The sequence below is a fragment of the Candidatus Poriferisodalis sp. genome (genome assembly GCF_965214215.1).
In the GTDB taxonomy this organism is placed as follows: domain Bacteria; phylum Actinomycetota; class Acidimicrobiia; order Acidimicrobiales; family Poriferisodalaceae; genus Poriferisodalis.
The window spans coordinates 1,360,486-1,379,669 of record NZ_CBDCBD010000003.1 but is presented as its reverse complement, the minus strand read 5'-3'; the positions used below and the strand labels follow the sequence as shown (position 1 = coordinate 1,379,669).

Here is a 19,184-nt window from a genome sequence, read left to right as displayed (position 1 = left end):
AAGACATAACGAACTCACGGAATAGGACGATGAATGGTTCGAGTTCTGGTTCGCGCGGTTGCCTCGGTGGTGGCGTCCGCTCTCATGGGCTCGATCATCGTCTTCCTCTTGTTGCGGTTGCTCAAGGGTGACGTCGCAACGGTCATCCTTGGGCAGACCGCAACCCGTGAGGCGTTGGAGGAGCTCCGAGCCGAGATGGGCTTGGACGCTTCGCTCGTCGAGCAGTACCTGCAGTGGATAGGGGGAGTACTCCAAGGCGACATGGGCACGTCGTATGCGGCGGAATTCGACATTGCCCATGAGATCTGGGTTCGGATACCGCTGACATTCACGCTGGCATTCTCGTCACTGATCCTCTCGGTCATCGTCGCTCTGGTCATCGGCACTTTCTCGGCAATCCATGCCAAGAACTGGCGCGGCACCACAGTGGACATCCTGTCCCAGGTCGGAATCGCAGTTCCCTCGTTCTGGCTGGGCCTGTTGATGGCCACGTTGTTCGCCGTGCACCTGGGTTGGCTGCCCGCCGGCGGGTACGTCCCGCTTTCTGAGGACTTTGTGCGGGGCGTCAAATCGTTAACGATGCCCGTGCTCGCGCTGGCGATCCCGCTCAGCGCCGTACTCGTCCGCTACGTGCGCTCAGGCATGCTCGAAGTGCTCGACGAAGACTTCATCAGGACGGCCCAGGCCAAGGGTCTCACGCTCAGACGGGCTGCATGGCGTCACGGGATCCGCAACGCGTCGATTCCGCTCGTGACCGTCACCATCCTGCAGTTGGGCCAGCTGCTCGCAGGCGCGGTGGTCATCGAGAATGTGTTCACGCTGCCAGGGCTCGGCCGCATGCTGGTCGTGGCGGTCGGCGGGCGCGAAGCCTTGTCGGTCCAATCGCTGGCCTTGGTGCTGATGCTCATGATCCTGACCTTGAACTTCCTGATGGACATCGCCTACGGGCTGTTGGATCCGCGGATCCGCGGACGCGGTCAGACGGTGTCGCACGCATGACCGACGAAGCATCCACGCAGGCCGCCTCGGTGCCCGACACCGACGAGCTGAAGACGTTCGAGGGCTCGACCCGTCGGTCGTTGCGGTGGCTCCCGCCGCAGCTCATCATCGGCGGAGCGATTGTGGCGTTCATCGTCGGGATCGGCCTCGTGTCGCTGTTCTGGACCCCCTACGACATCAACAAAGTCGACGTCCCGAACCAGTTCCTGCCTCCGGGATCGGACGGCTTCCTTCTGGGCACCGACAAGCTGGGGCGCGACATCACCAGTCAGATCATGGCCGGCGCACGGAATTCCCTTCTGGTCAGCGTCGTGTCGACGATCGCGTCGCTGGTCCCTGGGGTCTTGATCGGTTTGATCGCCGCCGGAGCCAAGCCGATGCAGCAGCGGATCCTCAGCCGCATGACCGATATCGGGGTCGCCCTGCCCGGCATCGTGGTGGCCCTGGTTGTGGCGACGTCTTTGGGTCCGGGCAACACGACGGCGATCGTCGCCATCATGTTCTGGCTCATCCCGACGGTCGCCCGCGTCGTCATCGGACCAGCGCGCCAGATTCTCGCGCGTGACTTCGTAGAAGCCGCTCAGGCGTACGGACGCTCTCGGCGGTTCATTCTGTTCCGGCACGTGTTGCCCAATATCGGACCGCTCATCATTGTCCAGGCGTCGATCATGTTCGCGATCGCGATCCTCGTCGAGGCGGCTCTGTCGTATCTCGGCATCGGCGCTCAGCGGCCGACCCCGTCGTGGGGACGCCTGCTGAAAGAAGCTCAGCCGCTCATCGATCAGGCGCCGTATCTCATGATCATCCCCGGGATCACCATCATGGTTGCGGTGATCGGATTCAACGTTCTCGGCGACGGCCTGCGGACCTATCTGGATCCGCAGCAAACCGCCAAGGGCGCAGACGTCTGATGCTCGAGATCAACGACTTGAACATCACGATCGGGCCGAACGAGATCGTCTCGATCGAGCGTTTGTCGATTCCGGCGGGGCGGCGCCTCGGGCTCGTCGGCGAGTCGGGCTCGGGCAAGACGATGACCGCCATGAGCATCATCGGCCTCCAGCCCCGTGAGGCCGTGGTGACCGGCTCAATCACGTTCGCCGGCACGGAGATGGTCGACCGGTCCGAGCGTGACCTCTCCGATGTTCGCGGTGCCGAGATCGGCGTCATCTTCCAGGATCCGCTGCGGGCGCTGAACCCGACGATGAAAGTCGGCAAGCAAGTCGCTGAGGCACTTCGACTCCACAACACGGTCCCCCGCAAGGACGTCAAGGCACGCACGCTCGAATTGCTCGAGCAGGTTCAATTGCCGAACCCTGCAGCCCTAGCCCGCCGATACCCCCATCAGCTGTCGGGCGGCCAGCAACAGCGGGTGCTCATCTCGATGGCCATCGCCTGCGACCCCAAGCTGCTGATTGCCGACGAGCCGACAACCGCGCTCGATGTGACGGTCCAGAAGGAGATCTTGGAGCTGCTGGCGCGCCTCAGCGAAGAGCGGGGCATGGCGATCCTGTTCGTCAGCCATGACCTCGGCGTCATCCAGGCCATCTCGGACTACATCGCGGTGCTCTACGGCGGCAACCTGGTCGAGACAGGGCCCACCTCCGACATCGTCGAACTGCCCAGACATCGCTACACCGAAGCGCTGATCAGCGTCAATCCCGGCCACCCTGAGGACATCAGTGCTTCCCTCGGCGAGCCTCTCGTCACGATAAGGGGCTCGGTTCCGCCCTCCGGAGGGTTCTTGCCGGGCTGTCGCTTTCGCGGCCGCTGTCCTCACGAGATCGAGCAGTGTGCGCAGGCGCCGCCGATCTCTGAAATGGCGGGCGGGCACACGTTCAAGTGCTGGAACCCGGTCGACGAAGCGGCACCCGCCCTCGCACACAGCGCTGAACTCGCGGACGGCCGTCGATGACTGCACTCATTGAGATCGACGATCTCTTCTTCGACTATCACGCCCGTACGCCGCGACGTGACGCCAGTGACGAATGGACGCTGCGAGACATCGCCTTCACCATGGCTGCGGGCTCCACCGTCGGCATCGTCGGCGAGTCCGGTTCGGGCAAGTCAACCCTGGTTCGGCTGCTGTGCGGCCTGCTCGTTCCTTCGCAGGGTCAGATCACCTTCGACGGTCAATCCGTGAAGGACTGGCTGTCCCAGGATCGTCGCGAGTTTCACCGCCGCAACCAGATCGTGTTCCAGAGCCCTGCTAGCTCGCTGGATCCGAGACTGCGAGTGCGGACATCGTTGTCCGAGCCGACCAAGGCTCTGGAGCAGCGCAAGCCCGGGTCCGACGAACTCGGGGCCTGGCTCACCGACGTGGGCCTGAGCAATGAGATCCTCTCCCGCTACCCGCACCAGCTCTCAGGCGGCCAACTGCAGCGGATCGCCGTGGCCCGTGCGCTCTCGGTGCAACCCGATGTGCTGTATGCGGACGAACCCACCAGTGCTCTCGACGTGTCTGTCCAGGCGCAGGTGCTGAACCTGCTGATGGGGCTGAAGCAACGCCACGGGTTGACGCTGGTGCTCGTTTCTCATGATCTGGCTGTGGTGGCTCGTGTGTGCGAGCAGGTCATCGTGCTGAAGGACGGACAGGTCGTCGAAGCCGGCTCAACCGCTGAGGTGATGAGCGACCCCAAGACCGACTACACCCGCACGCTGGTGGAGGCGTCCCGAGCCACGAGCTTGATCAGGACCTGACACTGCGCAATCGCTGGAGAACGACCCGGAGGGGCAGCCGTGGGAAGACTTGACGATCGTGTCGCGCTGGTGACCGGAGCCTCGCGTGGCATCGGCGCTGCGGCGGCGGAGGCCTTTGCCGCCGAGGGCGCCAGCGTGATCATCAACACGATTCCCGATGAGCGAATGGAGGCCTTGGCCTCCGAAGTCGTGTCGAGGATCACCGACGCAGGCGGCGCCGCTATCACTGTGGCGGCCGACGTCACCGTTCCTGCTGACGTCGAGGCGATGGTCGCCGAGGCCCGGAGCGCGTTCGGCGACATCGACGTGCTGGTCACCAATGCCGCGTACGCGAGACGCTCGCCCTGGAACGAGATCAGCGTCGAGCAATGGGATCAGACGTTGGCGGTCAATCTCCGGGGTGCCTTTGTGTGCGCCAAGGCGGTGCACCCCGGAATGCTTCGACGCGGACGCGGCAGCATCATCACGGTGACGAGCGTGATGGTCGATCTGGGCATGGCGGGCGCTCTTGACTATGTGGCGTCGAAGGGCGGCGTCATCGGTTTCACTCGGGCATTGGCACGCGAAGTCGGTCCTGACCAGATCAGGGTGAACAGCGTGATGCCGGGTGCGATCCGTACCGAGTACGAAGTCGAAACCGAGACCGAGACCGAGGAAGAAATCGCCGAGCGGTTGGCAGGACTCCAGTCGCTTCCCCAGCGCGGCTACGCAAAAGACCTCGCCGCCACCTTCGTCTATCTCGCGTGCGATGACAGCGCCTTCGTGACCGGCCAAGTCATCGCTGTCGATGGCGGTTGGGTCCACCACTGAGCTGTCATACAGGAACTGAGTCGCGCCGGGATTGAGCCCCTCAGCAAGTCGCCCTCTGTGGCCTACTCATCAGCAGTGGCGAGACAGACGACGAGATCACCGGCCACCACCGGCGGACGCCGCTTGACCGCCATCACCCAGGCGTCCTTCGGGGCATGTACTTCTTCGAGAGTCTGTCCGTCTGTGGTGACCACCGTTCCCAGCAGCTGGCCGGCTTCGACCTGGGCTCCACCCCGCAGATCTGTCAGGAACTGGCCTTCGTTGCGAACCGAGATCATGTCGCGGTCCAAGTCGCCGCCACCGGTGATGCGAATCGATGAGCGGGGTGGATCAAGCGCCGGGTCGGCAACCATGTCCATCGCAGTGAGGACACGCAGGACACCCCCGACGTAGGCATCGACCGAAGCGTTGCTCACCAGTCCGCCGCCGGAGCACTCGACGTAGATGGCCTGATCGACCACGCTGACCGTGCGGCCTTCGGTGCGAACCGGATGACGCCACAGGAATTCCGCGCCGAATGCGGCGGCAGCCTTCTGGGACAGGGACTCGGCCGTGGCGGTTTCGGCGATGTAGCCGGCGAGGAACGGCATGTCGTAGCCCTGCCCAGAAGTGTGCAGGTCGATCAGCAGGTCGGCACCGCGCAGAACCTCGGTGTACAGGTGATGTGCGAGCTGCGCGGTCGGGGTGCCGTGGGGATCTCCCGGGAAGACCCGCGCCAGGTTGCCGTCGTCGATGGCACTCGTGCGGCTGTCAGCGGCGAACGCTGCCTCGTGACAGACCGGCACGATCGCGACGCTGCCGCGGGTCAATCGGGTCTCATCGGTTGCCAAGCATCCCGCCGCCAAGACGCCCTGAGTCTCATCGCCGTGAACTCCGCCGAGCACCACGACACGCGGGCCGACCTCGGTGGCCGCGGCGGTCCAGACATCGAAGCCGCCAGCTTCCCCCGCCGCGACCCGACGTTGGGAGTAGCCGATCACGACGGCGCCTCAGTCCCTGCAAGCACACCACCGACGGCGACAGCGACGGCGCCGTCGGGGAGCGTCACCAGCCGGGCACCGGCGACCTGCGACAGCTGTCCGACGTGAGCCAGCAGTCCAGTGCGATCAAGCGGTTGACCGTGCACCTCCATCAGCAGGCAACCTAGACGCAGATGTGAGTTACGGTTGCGGAGGCGCTGAGCGCTCCGAACCGCCGATCCGATGGCCATTCCTCTCGACCAGATCACGTCGATGCCGGCGTTCTCGCCGTACTTCCCCCCACCACCGGCGCGCTATCGCAACGCCAAGTTCCAGTACGTCTATTTCCGGGCGAGCCTCGAAGCGATCGACCGAGTGCTGCCGGAGTGTTTCGAACCCAGCCCCGACGGCATGTGCGCGGCCATCGGCCTGAGCGTCCCGTGGTGTTCCAGCTACGGGGCGTTCGACGAGAGCGTCCTGTCCGTCAAGTGCGTCTATGAAGGCACCGAAGGCTGGTTCGCGCCTGTCGTGTTTCTGAACTCCAAGTCCAGCATCCCCGCAGGCCGCGAGATCTACGGCACGCCGAAGGTGCACGCAGACTTCGAGATCGGATTCGACGAGCGTGTCATGTACACGAACACCTTGGTCGGCGGGACGATGCTGATGGGCGTGCGTTCGACGATGCATCGCCCCGCTGACGCCGATGAGATGCCATCGGGCAATCCTGCGTGGCGGATCAAGGCAATCCCCCGCGCCGACGGCAACGGCGTGGACGTGCTGCAGTTGATCGACGTCACCAACACCCCGACCGACCAGGTGATCCATGTGTGCCGGGCGGGCGACGGCGTCGTGCAGTTCAACCCGTCGCCGATCTACGACCTGTCGGACTTCACGCCGCTCAAGTACTTCGGGGCGTTCTACGTCGAGCTGGACATGACCGAGAACTGGGGCGAGATCGTCAAGGATTTCCTGGCGGAGTGATCTGCGCTCAGCGGGTTCGCCGGGCGCATCGCTCGATGACAGCGAGGAAGTGGTCGAGCTCTTCTTGGGTGTTGTAGAAGGTCGGGTCGCAGCGGATGCCGTCGAGAAAGCTGCCGCAGTAGATGCGCTCGGCCTTCAGCTCTTGGTGAACTGCCGCTGCATCGGGAATCCTGAAGAACACGATGCCCGCCCGCTCGTCAGCCGGCAGCGGCGTCCAGATCTCGAGGCCCAGTCGGCCCAGCCCGTCCAGCAGGTATTGGGTCAGATCCCTGACTCGCCGTTCGATGAACGGGCGGCCGATCTCATTGAGCAGGTCGACGCCGGCGAGTGCTCCGGCGATGCCGACGAGTTTGGGTATCCCGCCTTGGAATCGGCCCGCATCGTTGTGAAGTTCGCAGTTGCGTACGTCCCACTGGTCGACGTTCGCGGCTGACATCCAGCCCACGGTGGGCGGTGTCGCATCGAGATGCTGATCGGCCACATAGAGGTAGCCGACGCCCGTGGGTCCTATCAGCCACTTGCTCGTCGTGCCGGCCAGAAAATCCACGGGTGTCGCACCGACATCGACGTCGATCACCCCCAGCGCCTGTGCGGCGTCGACGATCAGCGGAACTCCGGCCGCCTGGGCCATGTCGGCCAGCGGTGCGAGGTCGTAGCGGTAACCGCTTCCCACGGTGACAGCACAGACGGAAACACATGCCGTCTCGGTGTCGATCGCCGCTTCGATGTCTTCGAGTGCGACGCGTCCGGCTCGTTGCTCGACGAAGCGGACATCGGGTATCGCGGACGTGCTCGCGAGCCACTGGTACGTGCTTGACATGAACGCCAGATCGGTGAGCACCACGTTCTCCTCCGGCGTCGGCGCGAGAAGCTGCGCGGCGAGATTGAGACCGGCAGTCGTGGATTCGGTGATCACGATGTTGCCCGGTTCGGCATGTAGCAGGCTTGCCAGCCGCTCCTTCAGCAAGCCGAACCGTTCGTACCCGGCGTGGAAGGCATCTTCTCCCCCGCGTGCGCATTCGTCGACTGCGTTGTTCATGGCCTCGGACACGGGTCTGGCGAGGGGGTGGATGCTGCCGTTGTAGAGATACGTCCAATGATCGACGACCGGGAACAGCTCCCGCAGGTCTGAGACCGTCTGCTCGTCGGTCATCGCAGCGCCTCGGGCTCGGTCGAATACACCAGCCGCCCGCCGACCAGGGTGTGCTCGACGTTGCCGTGGCTGTCGAGCACCGTGATGTCGGCGTCCTTGCCCGGAGCCAGGCTGCCCTTGCTGGCGAAAATCCCTACCGCTCTCGCGGGCGCCTCGGTCGCCATCACCAGCGCGGTCTCAACGGGGACTGAGGCGACCGCCGCAACATTCCGCACAGCGCTCGACATCGACATCACGCTCCCGCAGAGCCAGCCGCCCGCGAGCCGTGCGACATCCTCATCGGCGGTCGTCACCAGTTCCTGGCCATCACTCATCTGGTGGTCACCGGGCTCGAGGCCGGCCGCGAACATCGCGTCGGTGATCAGCGACAGCTTCGCTTCGCCCTTGCAGCGCAATGCGAGCTTCACCAACGCTTCGTTCACGTGGGCGCACGCCGAATCGCACACGATGTCAGCGGTGAGGTCGTCGTCGATGAGTGCGAGTTCCTCCAAGCCGACTCGTCTGGTTCCGTCGTAGCCCTGCGCTTCGGTCGGTTGCCGGGGTTCCATGGCGTTGAAGAGATGGGTGACGTGTGTGGCGCCTGCGCTGCGGGCCGCCGAGTAGTCGGCCGGTGTGGCGTCGGAATGGCCGAGCGACACCAGGGCGCCTGCGGCGGCGAATTGTCTGATCCCCTCGATCGCGCCGGGCTGCTCGGGAGCGATTGTGACCATTGCCAGCGCTTCGCCCGACGCTTGGATCAGCATCTCGACCGCCTCAGGGCGTGCGTCAAGCACGAAGTCGGGACGCTGGGCGCCGTACCGCGGGTTGAGGAAGGGCCCTTCGAGGTGGACGCCTCCGATGGTGGCGCCCCCGTCGACAGGTCCCGACGATGCTTGGATCTTGGCGGCCGATTCGACCATGGCGAGCAGTTCGTTCGTCATCAACGTCGGCAACAAGTACGTGCATCCGCCGCTCGCGACATGTCGGGCCATGCCGATCGGGTCATCCTCGGCGTAACAGCCGCCCGACCCGTGAATGTGCAGATCGATGAAGCCCGGCGAGATGATCCGGTCGGGCATGTCGAGACGGCGAGCGTCGGGCGGAATATCGAGCCCGTCCCGCTGGCCTGCCGCCACGATCTGTTGGCCGAGCACGAGGACGACTCCATCGTCGACGATGGCTCGATCGATCAGAACCCGACCTGTGATTGCCAGCGGGCGAGCAGCGTCTGCCGACATCTAGCGACCGTTCCGGGGCGAACCCCGAAGTTCGCCGAGCGGCTGCGACACCTTGGGCTCACCCATCACGCATCCCCCAGAATTCGCGGTGCTCCGCGTGGGCTCTCACGCTAAACGACATGCCGCGCGGGGGTGGCTCTAAGGTTTGGAGATGACTGCCGTCGTCACTCGCGCGGACGTGGCGTTCTACGAGGAACGGGGCTACCTCGTCGTACCTGATGTCCTGTCCGAGGCCGAGCTCAAGGTGATCCGCGGTGAACTCGACCAGCTGGTCGAGCGGGCGTGCGAGGTCACCGAGAACGACGACATATTCGACCTCGAGGACAATCACACCCCCGCGGTGCCGAAGATCAGGCGGATCAAGAGCCCCGACGCCGTCATGCCGAGCGTGGCGGCGCTCCTTGGCCACCGTGGAATGCTCGATGTGCTCGCCCAATTGCTCGGGTCGGGGGTTCGCTTCCAGGTCAGCAAGCTCAACATGAAGGCCGCCCACGACGGCTCAGCGGTCGAGTGGCATCAGGACTGGGCGTTTCACCCGCACACCAACGACGATCTGCTCACCGTCGGGGTCATGCTCGACGATGTCGACGAGACCAACGGGCCGCTGTGCGTGCTGCCCGGAAGCCATAGAGGCGAGATCCACGATCACCATGCGAACGGCTACTTCAGCGGCGCCATCGACCCGGTCAAGAACCCGATCGATTTCTCCGCCGCTGTCCCATTGGTCGGCACTGCGGGTTCGATGACGTTTCACCATGTGCGCACCGTGCACGGCTCAGCCCCGAATCGGTCGGTGCGCCAGCGGAATCTGCTGCTGTTCCAGTTCGCCGCGAATGACGCGTTTCCGCTGGTGCACCCGATCGGCGACCTCGCCAGCTTCGACCGGATGATCGTTGCGGGCGAACCCACGATCGAACCGCGGGTGACCGAGGTGCCGGTCAGGATGCCGTTGCCGCCCGCACCCCAAGAAGGCTCGATCTACGAGATCCAGCGGACAATGGCGAATCGATTCTTCGACTGAGGTCGACTGCACCTGGCGCTGCCTCGTTTCGGAGTTGGGCTGCGTCGCGGGACTCGACGGGCGTCGAAATGTGCCTGAGATATACGGCGGGTCGAGGGGATTCGTTCATGGCGGACACATCCTGCTCCGAGGCCGCAGGCGTCGTTGGGTCCGGTTATCCGATGTCCGAGGACTATTGGGCCTCGATTGTCACGTATGCCGAAGCGCCCGTACTGCCTCTACACCGCGCACTACATCACCCCGCTCGACCGCCTGCTCGCCCTCGGCAATCGCCTGCATCTCCTCGGGGTCGCTCAGGATCGCCAACGTCTCTTCGAGCGATTCAAGATCTTCCGGGTTGATGAGGATGGCCGCGGGCTCGTCGTTCCGGGTGATGACGAACCGCTCATGGTCGCTATGGACCCGCTCGACAAGATCGGCGAAACGATTTCGAGCAGCCTGAAATGACACGGACGACATGGAATTGATCGTCTACCGATTCAACTCGCTTGCGGGGCGCGACTGTCGAGCCAGGCGCGCCAGCTTGTGTCGCCGCGCTCGGCCGCGGCTGCGCCTTCGGGGCCGTAGAGGTAGAGCCACACCGAGACCATCGTGAACCCTCCCCCGTCCTCGGAGGTCAGGAACCCGGTACCAAGTGCGGGGGTGTCCAGCAGCAGGCTGATGCGGCGCGGGCCGGTGTCGACGACCGTGCCGCCCAGCTTCGTGTCGTAGTCGGCGGCCACGTCGAACCGATCGCCGATGCTGGGCATCTGGCTGATGCCGAGACCGCCGGCCAGGATCTCCCAGCCCTGCTCGGGTGTGACGGGCCACATCACCATCGGGAGCGCCGAGGTGGCGGTCTGGCCGGCGAAATGCTCGAGGTGGAGCTGCAGGTTGGACATGAACAGCTTCCAGCCGTCGATCATGGCGTCGTACTGAGGGTCGTCGTCGCCGAAGCCGGCGTTGTTCAGCCGCACGGTGCAGGTGTTGTCATCGTGCGGCTCGACGGTCCACTCGAATGACAGGCCCTCGACGCCCTCGCCTCCGTCGAACACCACCCGGTGCGGCGGCTCCCAGACCGCGACCCGACCATCGATCTGCATCTCGGGCTCCGGGCCGAACGATGCGGTGCCCGCGCCCCCAGCGCGCTCCTCAACGGTGTGGGGCACGTACCACGCCGAGATCCCCGGCCCAGTCGCCACCGCTCTCCACACCGTGTCAACGTCGCCGATCACCTCGACCGAAAGGTCAATCACCCGTCCCGTGTTTGCCATCCCCACAGCCTGCCAGTCAATGACGGTCGGTGCGTGCGTACAAACGTCCGCACGAAGACTGCGAGGTGAACGCACCGCTGTGCCTGCGTTAGTGCCGACACGACGCTTCGCCGGTACTTCCAGCCACAATCGATCCATTCGTCAGGCTCGTCTCGTGCCCAAGTCCGCAACTGCGTACGCTTGATGGGCCATGGCGACGGATTCTGGATACTTGCCTCGGCTCCAGTCCCGAGAGGCGTTCGTCGACCACCTCGAGGGTTACACCGAGCCCACGGTGGCCGAGCTCCGTGACGGCAAGCTGACTCGAAAACTGCTCAAGACCTACATGCTCGAGACAGCCAGGCACGACCACGCGACCCCGGAATTGGCGGCGCTCTTCCCGCCTCACATTCAGATGCACCGCCTCGACGACACGCTCTACCGCGTCGAGGACGCAACTCACGAGGGTCGCGTTGTCGGATTGCTGGAAGCGCTCGAAGAGCGACATCCGGTCTTTTACACGACGCTGGCCGCTGACGACAGCAACAAGTGGGTTCGGCAGGTCGTCGACCGCAACCCGTGGCTGGACCGGCTCTGGCTCTCGTCGCCGATTCTGTTCGAACTATGGAAGTACGTGCAACGCACCACTCCAGCGCACCGCTACGTCCGCCTCGGTTTCGAGCACGAAGCGTGGTACGAGACCGCCTCCGACCTCAGTGACACAGATGCGGCCGAAATCGACGATGACGAGCCCGCTGACGATGAAGCGGCTCATGGGTTTGTCGAGCGCCGACGGTCGAAGGTGGCGCTCACCGAGCGGCTAGGTGTGCTTCAAGAGAAGCTTCCGCAGTTTCGAGACCTGTACGACCCGATGCACTCGTTGGTTCAGTTGCAAATCCCCAGCGGGAGCAGGGGAGGCCACCTGCTCTACCACGACGGCCACGCGACCAACAGAAGTGACTCGTTCGTTGAGCATCGGTCGGCAGTTGCGCAGGTCCTCGGCTTGTATCGGCGCATCACCGAGCACTCAGAAGATCAGCTCTGGGTCGACACAATCGAGGTTGGTGAGGACGGCTTCACGGTCAAGGGCGCGCCGGTCACTATCGGGTTCCGTCAACCCTTGAGCGAGGCGACCTTCAATCGATTCGTCGATCTCGGGCTCGAGCGCCGGACCAGTCGGCTTCGAATCGGCGGCTATGTCACGCGACGTGGGCCGACCAAGGTCCATGTCGCTGCCATAGATCGTCACCTCTGGCAACCGTTCCTGCTCGAAGTAACGAGCAAGCAACTTGTCGCCGTCCTGCCTCGTGGGACCTGCGGCAACACGATCCACCGGCTAGTGACCAACGTCCAGCGCCTCCTCGACCCGAGCGTGGACGTATGGCTCGGAAACGAGCGCTACGACACTGCCGTCGAGAATTCCATGCTGGCTGCCGCATGACCGACGCATCCACACTTCTCTCGGATCAGGTCTTCCAGCTCAACACGTTCTTGTGGGCTCTCGAAGACCTCCCCGACGAGAGCCAGATCCAACCAGTCCTAAGGCAAGCTGGCTACTACCTCGGCTCCATCGGCAGAAGCGTCCTCATGCCGAGGGGTGAGCGGGCGATCGCTGCGCTCACGAGCCTAAGTGGTTCCGCGAATCGTTCACCATGTCGTCCGGACCTTTGGCTGAGGCACTCAAGTGACTCAGTCCAGCCCATCGTCGAACTGAAGGCGCGAGGCTTCTCAACGGACTCGTCAAATCGTCGACAGGCGCTGAAGCTCATCGCTGCATCCTTCAACCTCGCTCCGTCGCTCGCCGAGCCAGGCGAACGACCGGGTCACGTCCTTTACGCAACCACTGCTGCCGATGCCGACGGACTCGCTTCGACGCTCAAGGACTTGGCCCGATCCCTTGTCGCCGAGAGCGTTCCCGCTGCGCCAACCGGGGCCATCGGTCTCTCACTCGAAGCCGAAGGTGTCGCATTGTCGAGTCCGCGGCCGGTCGATCTGCCGACGCCGCTCGGCGCCGCACTCGCCGACCGACCGATCGTTCTACGCGCAGATGGGGAAAACGAGGTAAAGCCCCTCTACTTCGTTCCCTGGATGCCCGGGATTGACGGCAGCCAAGAACCAGAACTTCGCTCGGCTGGGCTTCAGGAATTGACGGCGCGCGTACTCACCCACATGCTTGCCGCAGTCGGCCAAGCACGGCCTCCGACGACGCTGATGCTCGATGGCACCCGACTCCTGAGCGCCGCGACGTTTGGTGTGTTCGATCAGTGGCGAGACACCGATAGGCAAGAGTTCAGCGAAGCCGTTGGAAAGATTGTGGACAGAGCACTGAAGCCGGTGGTCGAAGTGCGTCGAGTCTCGGGGGACTGCCGAGAAGTAGACCTTCCGAACGCCGAGCTTCAAGACGCGGTCACCGACCGTCTCGAACGAGCGGATCCGGCCAACCCGGCAACAAATCTGGAGACCGCCGTCGAAGAACCGGCCACCCTCTTCGACGAGTTGTAGCCACGGCCATCTACGGCGGGTGATCGTCGACAGCGTGCAGCTCGAATTACGTGCTGCCCAGGCGACTCGAAATCGCACGCGCCCAGCACGGGCAAGTTCTCCCGCGAATAGCTGCCGAATGATGTCAGCAACTCGCCGACATTGGGAGTCTGCTCGGGAAGAATCCAGCGGATGGCGGCGAACATCCAGAGCGCCGCCACGACCGCTGCGAAGCCGATGGCGAGCGTGGCAGGCGCGAGCAGCAGTCGCTGCCGTCGACTCACCGGGACCGCACACCGAATGTTGCGCTCGTACCGGTAGAGCATTCCCGGCGCTATGAAGACCGCCGTCAGCAGCAACGCGACCAGCGCTGCGGACATGGCCTACTCGCTTGCTGAGTCGGCGTCCTCCGGCTCTTGTGGCGGCGGTGGCGGCGGTGCCTTGGCGTTCGGGCCGGGCAGACCTCGCACGTCGCCTGAACCCGGCCAGCGATGGCTTCGCCCATCGCCGCGCTCATGCGCCTGACGGCGGCGAGCAGCCGCTTTTCGAACTTCACGGGACTTGGAATGATCGGGCATCGTCTTCCTTTCGACTATTCCCAATTTCGCGCGCGACAAGCCCGCGACTGCGCCGGATTCTCGTTCGGTTCGCCCGCAACAGCGCCTCCAGCTAGACGGCGCCAATGACTTCAAACTCATCGAACTCGGTCTGGAGACTCGGGGCGACGGCGTGTGTATCGCCCGCTGGTCGAGGGGGCACCGTTGGGCGCGAGGTTCCGCCTCGGGCGCTTCGCCACATGCTGAGCGAACGCGCGTTGCTGAATGACGCCGAAATTCCGGATCTATTGCGGAGGTAAGCGCAGAGCCGCAGGAGCAACGCATGCACACCGTACGCGTGTACCGAAACTCTGGGAAAGGCGCCAACTGATGGGCTGAGGACGATCTGGGCTTCGCCGGCGGTGCGAACCATCTGACGGACCTCATGGCCTCCATCCGCGAGTGGGCCGAAGCCGAAGGCGTGCTTGACGACCTCGCCGTCAGCATCGCCTATGGCGGCCGCACGCCCGCATGATTGGCCTCTGGACGGGCAGTGCCGAAACGTTTGCCGTCGAGCGCACAGTCGTCCAATACATTCGATGGCATGGCCCGGAGAACGGTGCGGCTAGACGACGAAGGCCGACAGATCCTCGAGCGGCTCGCTCCCAAGTTCGGCGGCAAGGCAGCCGCCGTCCACGATGCGCTGCAACGACTCGCCGCTGACCACGACCGCAAGGTGGCCTTCGATGCCTTCATGAAGGCGTGGGAGGAAGCGGACGGCCCGCTCAGCGACCAGGAGATCTCCGCCATGGCCAAGCGCTGCGGCCTGTAATTCTCGACGCTGGTCTTCCGATCTCGGCACATCGGCGGATCGCGAGGCCCGCAGCGTGCCTGTCGTCGCCTAGGACGATCAACGCGCATGCTTGTTCGACGGCCAACCGATTTAATTCGGGCGACGGGCCAGCAGGCGTCCAATTCAGTCGGCGCCATGGCGAAGACTGCAGTTCGGCTCGACGATGAACACCGCCAACTCCTCGCACGGCTCGCTCCGGCATTCGGCGGAGCGACCGCCACGGTTCGCGAAGCGCTGTGTCGTCTCGCGGCCGATCAAGATCGCCGGGAGGCGCTCGACGACTTTCTCGCGGAGTGGGCCCGAGAAAGCGGGCCGCCCGATGAGGCTGCAGTCGCGGCGATGGCCGAGCGCTACGGCCTGTGATCCTTGACGCGGGCGTCTTGATCTCGGTGGACCGGGGCGAGGATGCGGCGCAGGTTCTCCTCGCGACTCGAGGGCCCGATTCCTCGTTGCACACCACGCATCCCGTCCTCGCACAGGTCTGGCGTGACGGCTCCCGGCAAGCACGCCTCGCGGCGAAAGTCAAGACCTTGACGGTGCATCCGTTCGATGACGGTCCAGCAGTTGGACGGCGGCACAGCCTCATGCCGAAATTCGGGCGAAGGTTGTGACAGCCCCTGCCTACGTTGCGGGACATGACACAACACACCACACGCATCCTTCCCGACTACGACTCGGCCGAGCGGCCGCCGTGGCTGGTGCATGGCGCCAAAGAGGCGCTGTACGCCGCACTGCAGACGGAGAGGTACATCGATTGGTCCGAATTCGTCGTGCGCGCGTGCGACGAGATGGCGACTGCGGCCGATGGGCTCCCCGGCTTCCCCGGTCCCGGCAGCGACCCGCCGAGCGCAGTTGGGCGCCAGGTCTGCGGAGGCACCCACCAGCTGGCGACACGGGCCGATGCCCGGCGAGAGCGCGGGGGCGGCGCGGCTGTTGAGACCTGCACGCCCAATGGAGGCTTCGAGGTTGCCATGGCAGCAGAACTGTTGGGCGGAATCGCGACGAGAGCTGCGTCGCCGTACGACGCCAACGATCTGTGCCGCACAGCGTTTCCGCGCCGCTGGGATTCGGCGCTGGGCGATGCGGCTGCCGACCCCCACGCAGCCCTCGAACCCGACCCGGTCCTCTACGACCACAGCGTCACGCTGCGGTCGGTGTGCGAAGCCGAGGGACCGTGGCCCGCAGGCATGTACGAGGCTCTTGACGCGGTCATGGATCTCGCGAATTTCGTGGGTGCTGCCAGCTCGCTCGGGCTGAGCCTGGCCCATGTCGCTCCCAGCCCGGTGGTGTGGCCACCGCCCGAAGCCTCGTCAGCGCTCGACGCCGCCCGGCGCGACCTTGACAGTGCCCTTACAGGAACACTCGTCAGCCAGCACGAGCACACGGCCATACTGCACAGCTACCTGTCGGCTCGTGACAATCCCGACGTGCCGGATCCCTCGCCGGCAGAGTCCGAACAGGTGGAGACATCGGTACGCGACTGGTACGGCTCCGTCGTACCTGCCGCGGTGCGCCTGGCCACAGCCACGTTCGCCCACGCATACGAATGGGCCAGCGTCGACACCGACCGCTGGGATCCCGCAGCCATCGCCTACGCCCACACCGAGGCCTACCTGTCGATCCATCACCTGCGCCAGATCACCGACTCCTATGACCTCACCAATGGCGCCGTGTGCAGCTACGCCTGGTGGTGGTGTCACGACCGCCGGCTCGACTTGGCGGGCCTGCAGGAGCTGGCGAGCACTTGGTAGCTCCGACCTGAGGGCGGGGCGGTTGGCTTCTGCGGCACATGTATCGCTAGGACTGCGATACCTGTATTGGTATTAGTGCGTTAGTTGTATTGATAACACTGCGGGGCTCCGATGGCTCGCCGAACGCATCGGTGACCGACTTGCCGACGCCGTCATCGTGAACACAGGACCGCAGTCATATCGACGTCAAGATGGCATCGCGGTAGTGCCAGCCGCCCTCCTCGGCCCCTGACTGGAGTTGCACAGGCTGATGCGGGCGCTCAGCGCCCTTCCCGATGCGACTGGGCTTGGCAAACCGGCGGTAGCTGACGAGCACATGGCGACGCCGACCTGGATGGCATTCACTCCGAGGTCAGTGCCAGGACTTCGAGCCAGAAGGTGGTCATGTCTTCGACGAAGAGGCGGGCGAGCTCGGGGCTGCCGCCGATGTGGGCGCCGCGGACGCCGTAGCCCGCGTTGATGGCGTGGAGGAAGCCGTCGAGATCGACCATCGACGGGTCCGGCTCGTCGGAGGTCGGCGGGATGAAGGCGCCGTCATCGGCGATGTAGACGGTGGGCGCTCCTGGCGTCACGGCAGCATCGGGGATGTGCTCGAGCGGCGTGGTGCGGTCGAAGCTGTGGTGGGCATCGGGCACGATCCGCACCGAGGCGTCGCCGCCCGCGACCCGCATGGCCCCGATGTGGGCTTGGACCTGCATCGGCGAGCACCAGTCGTCTTGATCGCCGATGATCGCTCGGACACGCGTGCCGCCGACAGCAGGGTCGACGAACTGGTGGCCGCACCAGGGATAGGCGGCATAGACGCCCGCCAGCTTCGGGGCGCCGGAGGCCGCGGCGAGGTGCACTGATGCAGCGCTGAGCACCGCCGAGCCGCCCCGGCTGTGGCCCTGCGCGCCGATGCGGGTCGCGTCGATATCGGGGCGTTGGGCGAGCACTTCGGCGGTAGCGAGCACATCCCAGGCGCTCGTCGCAAACGAGTACTGGACCTGATTGGCGACAGTCGAGGTGACGCTGCGTGGACCGAAGGGATCAATACCGCACGCAGCGATGCCGAGGTCAGTGAGCGCCGACGCGTGAGCGAGATGATGGGGCTGGAGCCCGAGACTGCCCGGAACCACGATGACGACCGGGAACAGCCCAGGCCCCTCGGGCAGGAAGAGCTTCGCCGAGATGTCCTGGCAAACCATCGCGGCAGTGTCCGATATGGCCTGATGGAAGTTCGTGGGGTTCGCCGAGGGGATGGTGAGCGCAATGTCGGCCATTGGCACAGCCTGCCGCGTCCCGACCCGTCCGGCTTCCACGAAACGCCGATCACTGCGTCGGCGGGGGCGCGCTGACAGACTCGCCGCATGTCCGATGGCTTCGAGCCGCCGCAGAACGAGCCATATGCGCACGTGACCAGCGCGGGACCCATTCGGCGCCTGACGGCCCACGCGATCGACGGGTTCTTCGGCCTGCTGGTTCTCATGTTCTGGTGGCTCATCGTCGTCTACGTGCCGTGCTGGCTCTTCGTGCTGGCATGGGGTCAGACGCCGGGCAAGTTCCTCACCGGATTGGTGGCGGTGCGATCCGACGGCACACCCTTCGGCTGGGGCCGCATGTTCGTCCGCGAAGTCTTCCAACGCCTCTTCTGGGCCGTCTCGCTGGGCTTCGGATCGATCGTGGACGCCGGTGTCCTGATGCTGAGTCGCGACCGCCGGTCATTCACTGACCGGGTCGTGTGCAGCACGATCGTCCGCGTCTCGGCCCGGCAGAGCTAGCAAGGAGTGCTACATACGTCGCATATGTGCGACACTGCCTTCATGGAAACCGTGGCCTCTCGTGAGTTGCGCAATCAAACGCGTGAATTGCTAGAACGAGTCGCTGCGGGCGAGTCGGTCTGCATCACGGTGCACGGCAAGCCGGTCGCCGAACTCCGGCCCATCGAGGAACGCCCTCAATGGATGAGTCGCGAGCGCTTCATCCGTGATGTCTTGGCCCATCAAGCAGACCACGGTCTGGCTGATGACCTGGCAGATCTCAAGTCCGAGACAACGGACGACTTGCCGTGGCCGTAGGCCGCGGGCTGGCGGACACGTCGCTGTTCATCGCACGCGAGACGGGTCGTCCGTTGAGAACCGATGCATTGCCTGATCGTCTGAGCGTGTCGGCCATCACGATCGGCGAACTTCGCGTCGCTGTGCTGAAAGCAGCCGACACTGTCGTGCGTGATCGCCGACTCTCGACACTGACCAGCGCATTGGCACTGCATCCGCTTCCGGTGGACAGCGACGTGGCTGCCGTATGGGCACGGTTGCGAGTCACGCTGCGAGAGCGAGGATTGGCGATGCCGATCAACGACTCGTGGATCGCAGCTACGGCCGTCGCCCATGGAGTTCCTGTCGTCACTCAGGACGCCGACTTTCTTGAACTCGACGACTTGGGTGTTGTCCGAGTTTGACCACGAGTTTCCGGTCACCGGCACTTCTGCCCCGAGAGCATCTAGCTTGCG

At 64.7% G+C, this 19,184-nt stretch carries 22 protein-coding genes and 1 pseudogene; 16 read left to right on the top strand and 7 right to left on the bottom strand.

Annotation, left to right across the window (positions count from 1 at the left end; translation table 11 throughout):
- The first annotated feature begins 33 nt into the window (after positions 1-33).
- Genes ACOOF5_RS08710 through ACOOF5_RS08690 form a run of 5 tightly spaced genes read left to right on the top strand, consistent with a single transcriptional unit; the run spans position 34 to position 4,509 of the window.
- Positions 34-999: an ABC transporter permease gene (locus ACOOF5_RS08710; RefSeq protein ID WP_420438207.1), complete on the top strand. Its 966-nt coding sequence runs from the start codon at positions 34-36 to the stop codon at positions 997-999.
- Positions 996-1,910 carry an ABC transporter permease gene (locus ACOOF5_RS08705; protein ID WP_420438205.1) on the top strand — a complete coding sequence of 305 codons (915 nt, stop codon included), beginning with the start codon at positions 996-998 and terminating at the stop codon, positions 1,908-1,910. The genes ACOOF5_RS08710 and ACOOF5_RS08705 overlap by 4 nt, the downstream gene beginning before the upstream one ends.
- Positions 1,910-2,914, top strand: a complete 1,005-nt coding sequence (locus ACOOF5_RS08700; protein ID WP_420438203.1) for an ABC transporter ATP-binding protein — start codon at positions 1,910-1,912, stop codon at positions 2,912-2,914. Before ACOOF5_RS08705 ends, ACOOF5_RS08700 begins: the two co-directional genes overlap by 1 nt.
- Positions 2,911-3,699, top strand: coding sequence for an ABC transporter ATP-binding protein (locus tag ACOOF5_RS08695; protein WP_420438201.1), 789 nt, complete (start codon positions 2,911-2,913; stop codon positions 3,697-3,699). Before ACOOF5_RS08700 ends, ACOOF5_RS08695 begins: the two co-directional genes overlap by 4 nt.
- Positions 3,700-3,738: 39 nt before the next feature.
- Positions 3,739-4,509, top strand: coding sequence for an SDR family NAD(P)-dependent oxidoreductase (locus ACOOF5_RS08690; RefSeq protein ID WP_420438199.1), 771 nt, complete (start codon positions 3,739-3,741; stop codon positions 4,507-4,509).
- A gap of 62 nt (positions 4,510-4,571) precedes the next feature.
- Here ACOOF5_RS08690 and ACOOF5_RS08685 read toward each other — a convergent pair whose 3' ends face one another.
- Together ACOOF5_RS08685 and ACOOF5_RS08680 are read right to left on the bottom strand one after the other, a co-directional pair.
- Positions 4,572-5,489 (bottom strand): succinylglutamate desuccinylase/aspartoacylase family protein, encoded by a 918-nt coding sequence (locus ACOOF5_RS08685; protein WP_420438197.1) that lies wholly within the window; start codon positions 5,487-5,489, stop codon positions 4,572-4,574.
- Positions 5,486-5,641, bottom strand: a complete 156-nt coding sequence (locus ACOOF5_RS08680; protein WP_420438195.1) for a hypothetical protein — start codon at positions 5,639-5,641, stop codon at positions 5,486-5,488. Before ACOOF5_RS08680 ends, ACOOF5_RS08685 begins: the two co-directional genes overlap by 4 nt.
- Before the next feature lie 70 nt (positions 5,642-5,711).
- On the opposite strand from ACOOF5_RS08680, the gene ACOOF5_RS08675 reads away from it, so the two are divergent.
- Entirely contained in the window at positions 5,712-6,449 is a 738-nt protein-coding gene (locus ACOOF5_RS08675; RefSeq protein WP_420438193.1) for an acetoacetate decarboxylase family protein, read from the top strand.
- A 7-nt stretch (positions 6,450-6,456) separates the two neighbouring features.
- Here ACOOF5_RS08675 and ACOOF5_RS08670 read toward each other — a convergent pair whose 3' ends face one another.
- On the bottom strand, positions 6,457-7,602 hold the full coding sequence (locus tag ACOOF5_RS08670; protein WP_420438191.1) for an aminotransferase class V-fold PLP-dependent enzyme: 1,146 nt from the start codon (positions 7,600-7,602) through the stop codon (positions 6,457-6,459).
- Positions 7,599-8,819, bottom strand: coding sequence for an N-acetylglucosamine-6-phosphate deacetylase (gene nagA / locus ACOOF5_RS08665; protein ID WP_420438189.1), 1,221 nt, complete (start codon positions 8,817-8,819; stop codon positions 7,599-7,601). The genes ACOOF5_RS08670 and nagA overlap by 4 nt, the downstream gene beginning before the upstream one ends.
- A gap of 151 nt (positions 8,820-8,970) precedes the next feature.
- Here nagA and ACOOF5_RS08660 point away from each other — a divergent pair, with 151 nt between their 5' ends.
- Positions 8,971-9,840, top strand: a complete 870-nt coding sequence (locus ACOOF5_RS08660) for a phytanoyl-CoA dioxygenase family protein (protein ID WP_420438187.1) — start codon at positions 8,971-8,973, stop codon at positions 9,838-9,840.
- 189 nt (positions 9,841-10,029) lie between these two features.
- Here the strand turns inward: ACOOF5_RS08660 and ACOOF5_RS08655 are convergent, their stop codons facing one another.
- Positions 10,030-10,299, bottom strand: a complete 270-nt coding sequence (locus ACOOF5_RS08655) for a type II toxin-antitoxin system Phd/YefM family antitoxin (RefSeq protein ID WP_420438185.1) — start codon at positions 10,297-10,299, stop codon at positions 10,030-10,032.
- A gap of 20 nt (positions 10,300-10,319) precedes the next feature.
- Positions 10,320-11,093 carry an SRPBCC family protein gene (locus tag ACOOF5_RS08650; RefSeq protein ID WP_420438183.1) on the bottom strand — a complete coding sequence of 258 codons (774 nt, stop codon included), beginning with the start codon at positions 11,091-11,093 and terminating at the stop codon, positions 10,320-10,322.
- Between the two features lie 190 nt (positions 11,094-11,283).
- Between ACOOF5_RS08650 and ACOOF5_RS08645 the strand changes: the two genes are divergently transcribed.
- The 6 genes and pseudogenes from ACOOF5_RS08645 to ACOOF5_RS08620 form a co-directional block, all read left to right on the top strand.
- Complete coding sequence (locus ACOOF5_RS08645; RefSeq protein WP_420438181.1) at positions 11,284-12,513, top strand: hypothetical protein; 1,230 nt, start codon at positions 11,284-11,286, stop codon at positions 12,511-12,513.
- Positions 12,510-13,574 (top strand): hypothetical protein, encoded by a 1,065-nt coding sequence (locus tag ACOOF5_RS08640; RefSeq protein ID WP_420438179.1) that lies wholly within the window; start codon positions 12,510-12,512, stop codon positions 13,572-13,574. Before ACOOF5_RS08645 ends, ACOOF5_RS08640 begins: the two co-directional genes overlap by 4 nt.
- Before the next feature lie 1,119 nt (positions 13,575-14,693).
- Complete coding sequence (locus ACOOF5_RS08635) at positions 14,694-14,921, top strand: hypothetical protein (protein ID WP_420438177.1); 228 nt, start codon at positions 14,694-14,696, stop codon at positions 14,919-14,921.
- Positions 14,922-15,077: 156 nt separating this feature from the next.
- Complete coding sequence (locus tag ACOOF5_RS08630) at positions 15,078-15,305, top strand: hypothetical protein (RefSeq protein ID WP_420438175.1); 228 nt, start codon at positions 15,078-15,080, stop codon at positions 15,303-15,305.
- A gap of 272 nt (positions 15,306-15,577) precedes the next feature.
- Positions 15,578-16,693, top strand: coding sequence for a hypothetical protein (locus ACOOF5_RS08625; protein ID WP_420438173.1), 1,116 nt, complete (start codon positions 15,578-15,580; stop codon positions 16,691-16,693).
- 106 nt (positions 16,694-16,799) lie between these two features.
- Positions 16,800-16,925 (top strand): annotated as a pseudogene (locus ACOOF5_RS08620) (AAA family ATPase); the annotation flags it as partial.
- A 109-nt stretch (positions 16,926-17,034) separates the two neighbouring features.
- Here the strand turns inward: ACOOF5_RS08620 and ACOOF5_RS08615 are convergent.
- A complete protein-coding gene (locus ACOOF5_RS08615) occupies positions 17,035-17,955 on the bottom strand; it encodes a dienelactone hydrolase family protein (protein ID WP_420438171.1) in 921 nt (306 codons plus the stop codon).
- An 87-nt stretch (positions 17,956-18,042) separates the two neighbouring features.
- Here ACOOF5_RS08615 and ACOOF5_RS08610 point away from each other — a divergent pair, with 87 nt between their 5' ends.
- Genes ACOOF5_RS08610 through ACOOF5_RS08600 form a run of 3 tightly spaced genes read left to right on the top strand, consistent with a single transcriptional unit; the run spans position 18,043 to position 19,133 of the window.
- Positions 18,043-18,453 carry an RDD family protein gene (locus ACOOF5_RS08610; protein WP_420438169.1) on the top strand — a complete coding sequence of 137 codons (411 nt, stop codon included), beginning with the start codon at positions 18,043-18,045 and terminating at the stop codon, positions 18,451-18,453.
- A gap of 42 nt (positions 18,454-18,495) precedes the next feature.
- Entirely contained in the window at positions 18,496-18,750 is a 255-nt protein-coding gene (locus ACOOF5_RS08605; protein WP_420438167.1) for a type II toxin-antitoxin system Phd/YefM family antitoxin, read from the top strand.
- Entirely contained in the window at positions 18,741-19,133 is a 393-nt protein-coding gene (locus tag ACOOF5_RS08600; protein ID WP_420438165.1) for a type II toxin-antitoxin system VapC family toxin, read from the top strand. Before ACOOF5_RS08605 ends, ACOOF5_RS08600 begins: the two co-directional genes overlap by 10 nt.
- The last annotated feature ends 51 nt before the right edge of the window (positions 19,134-19,184 follow it).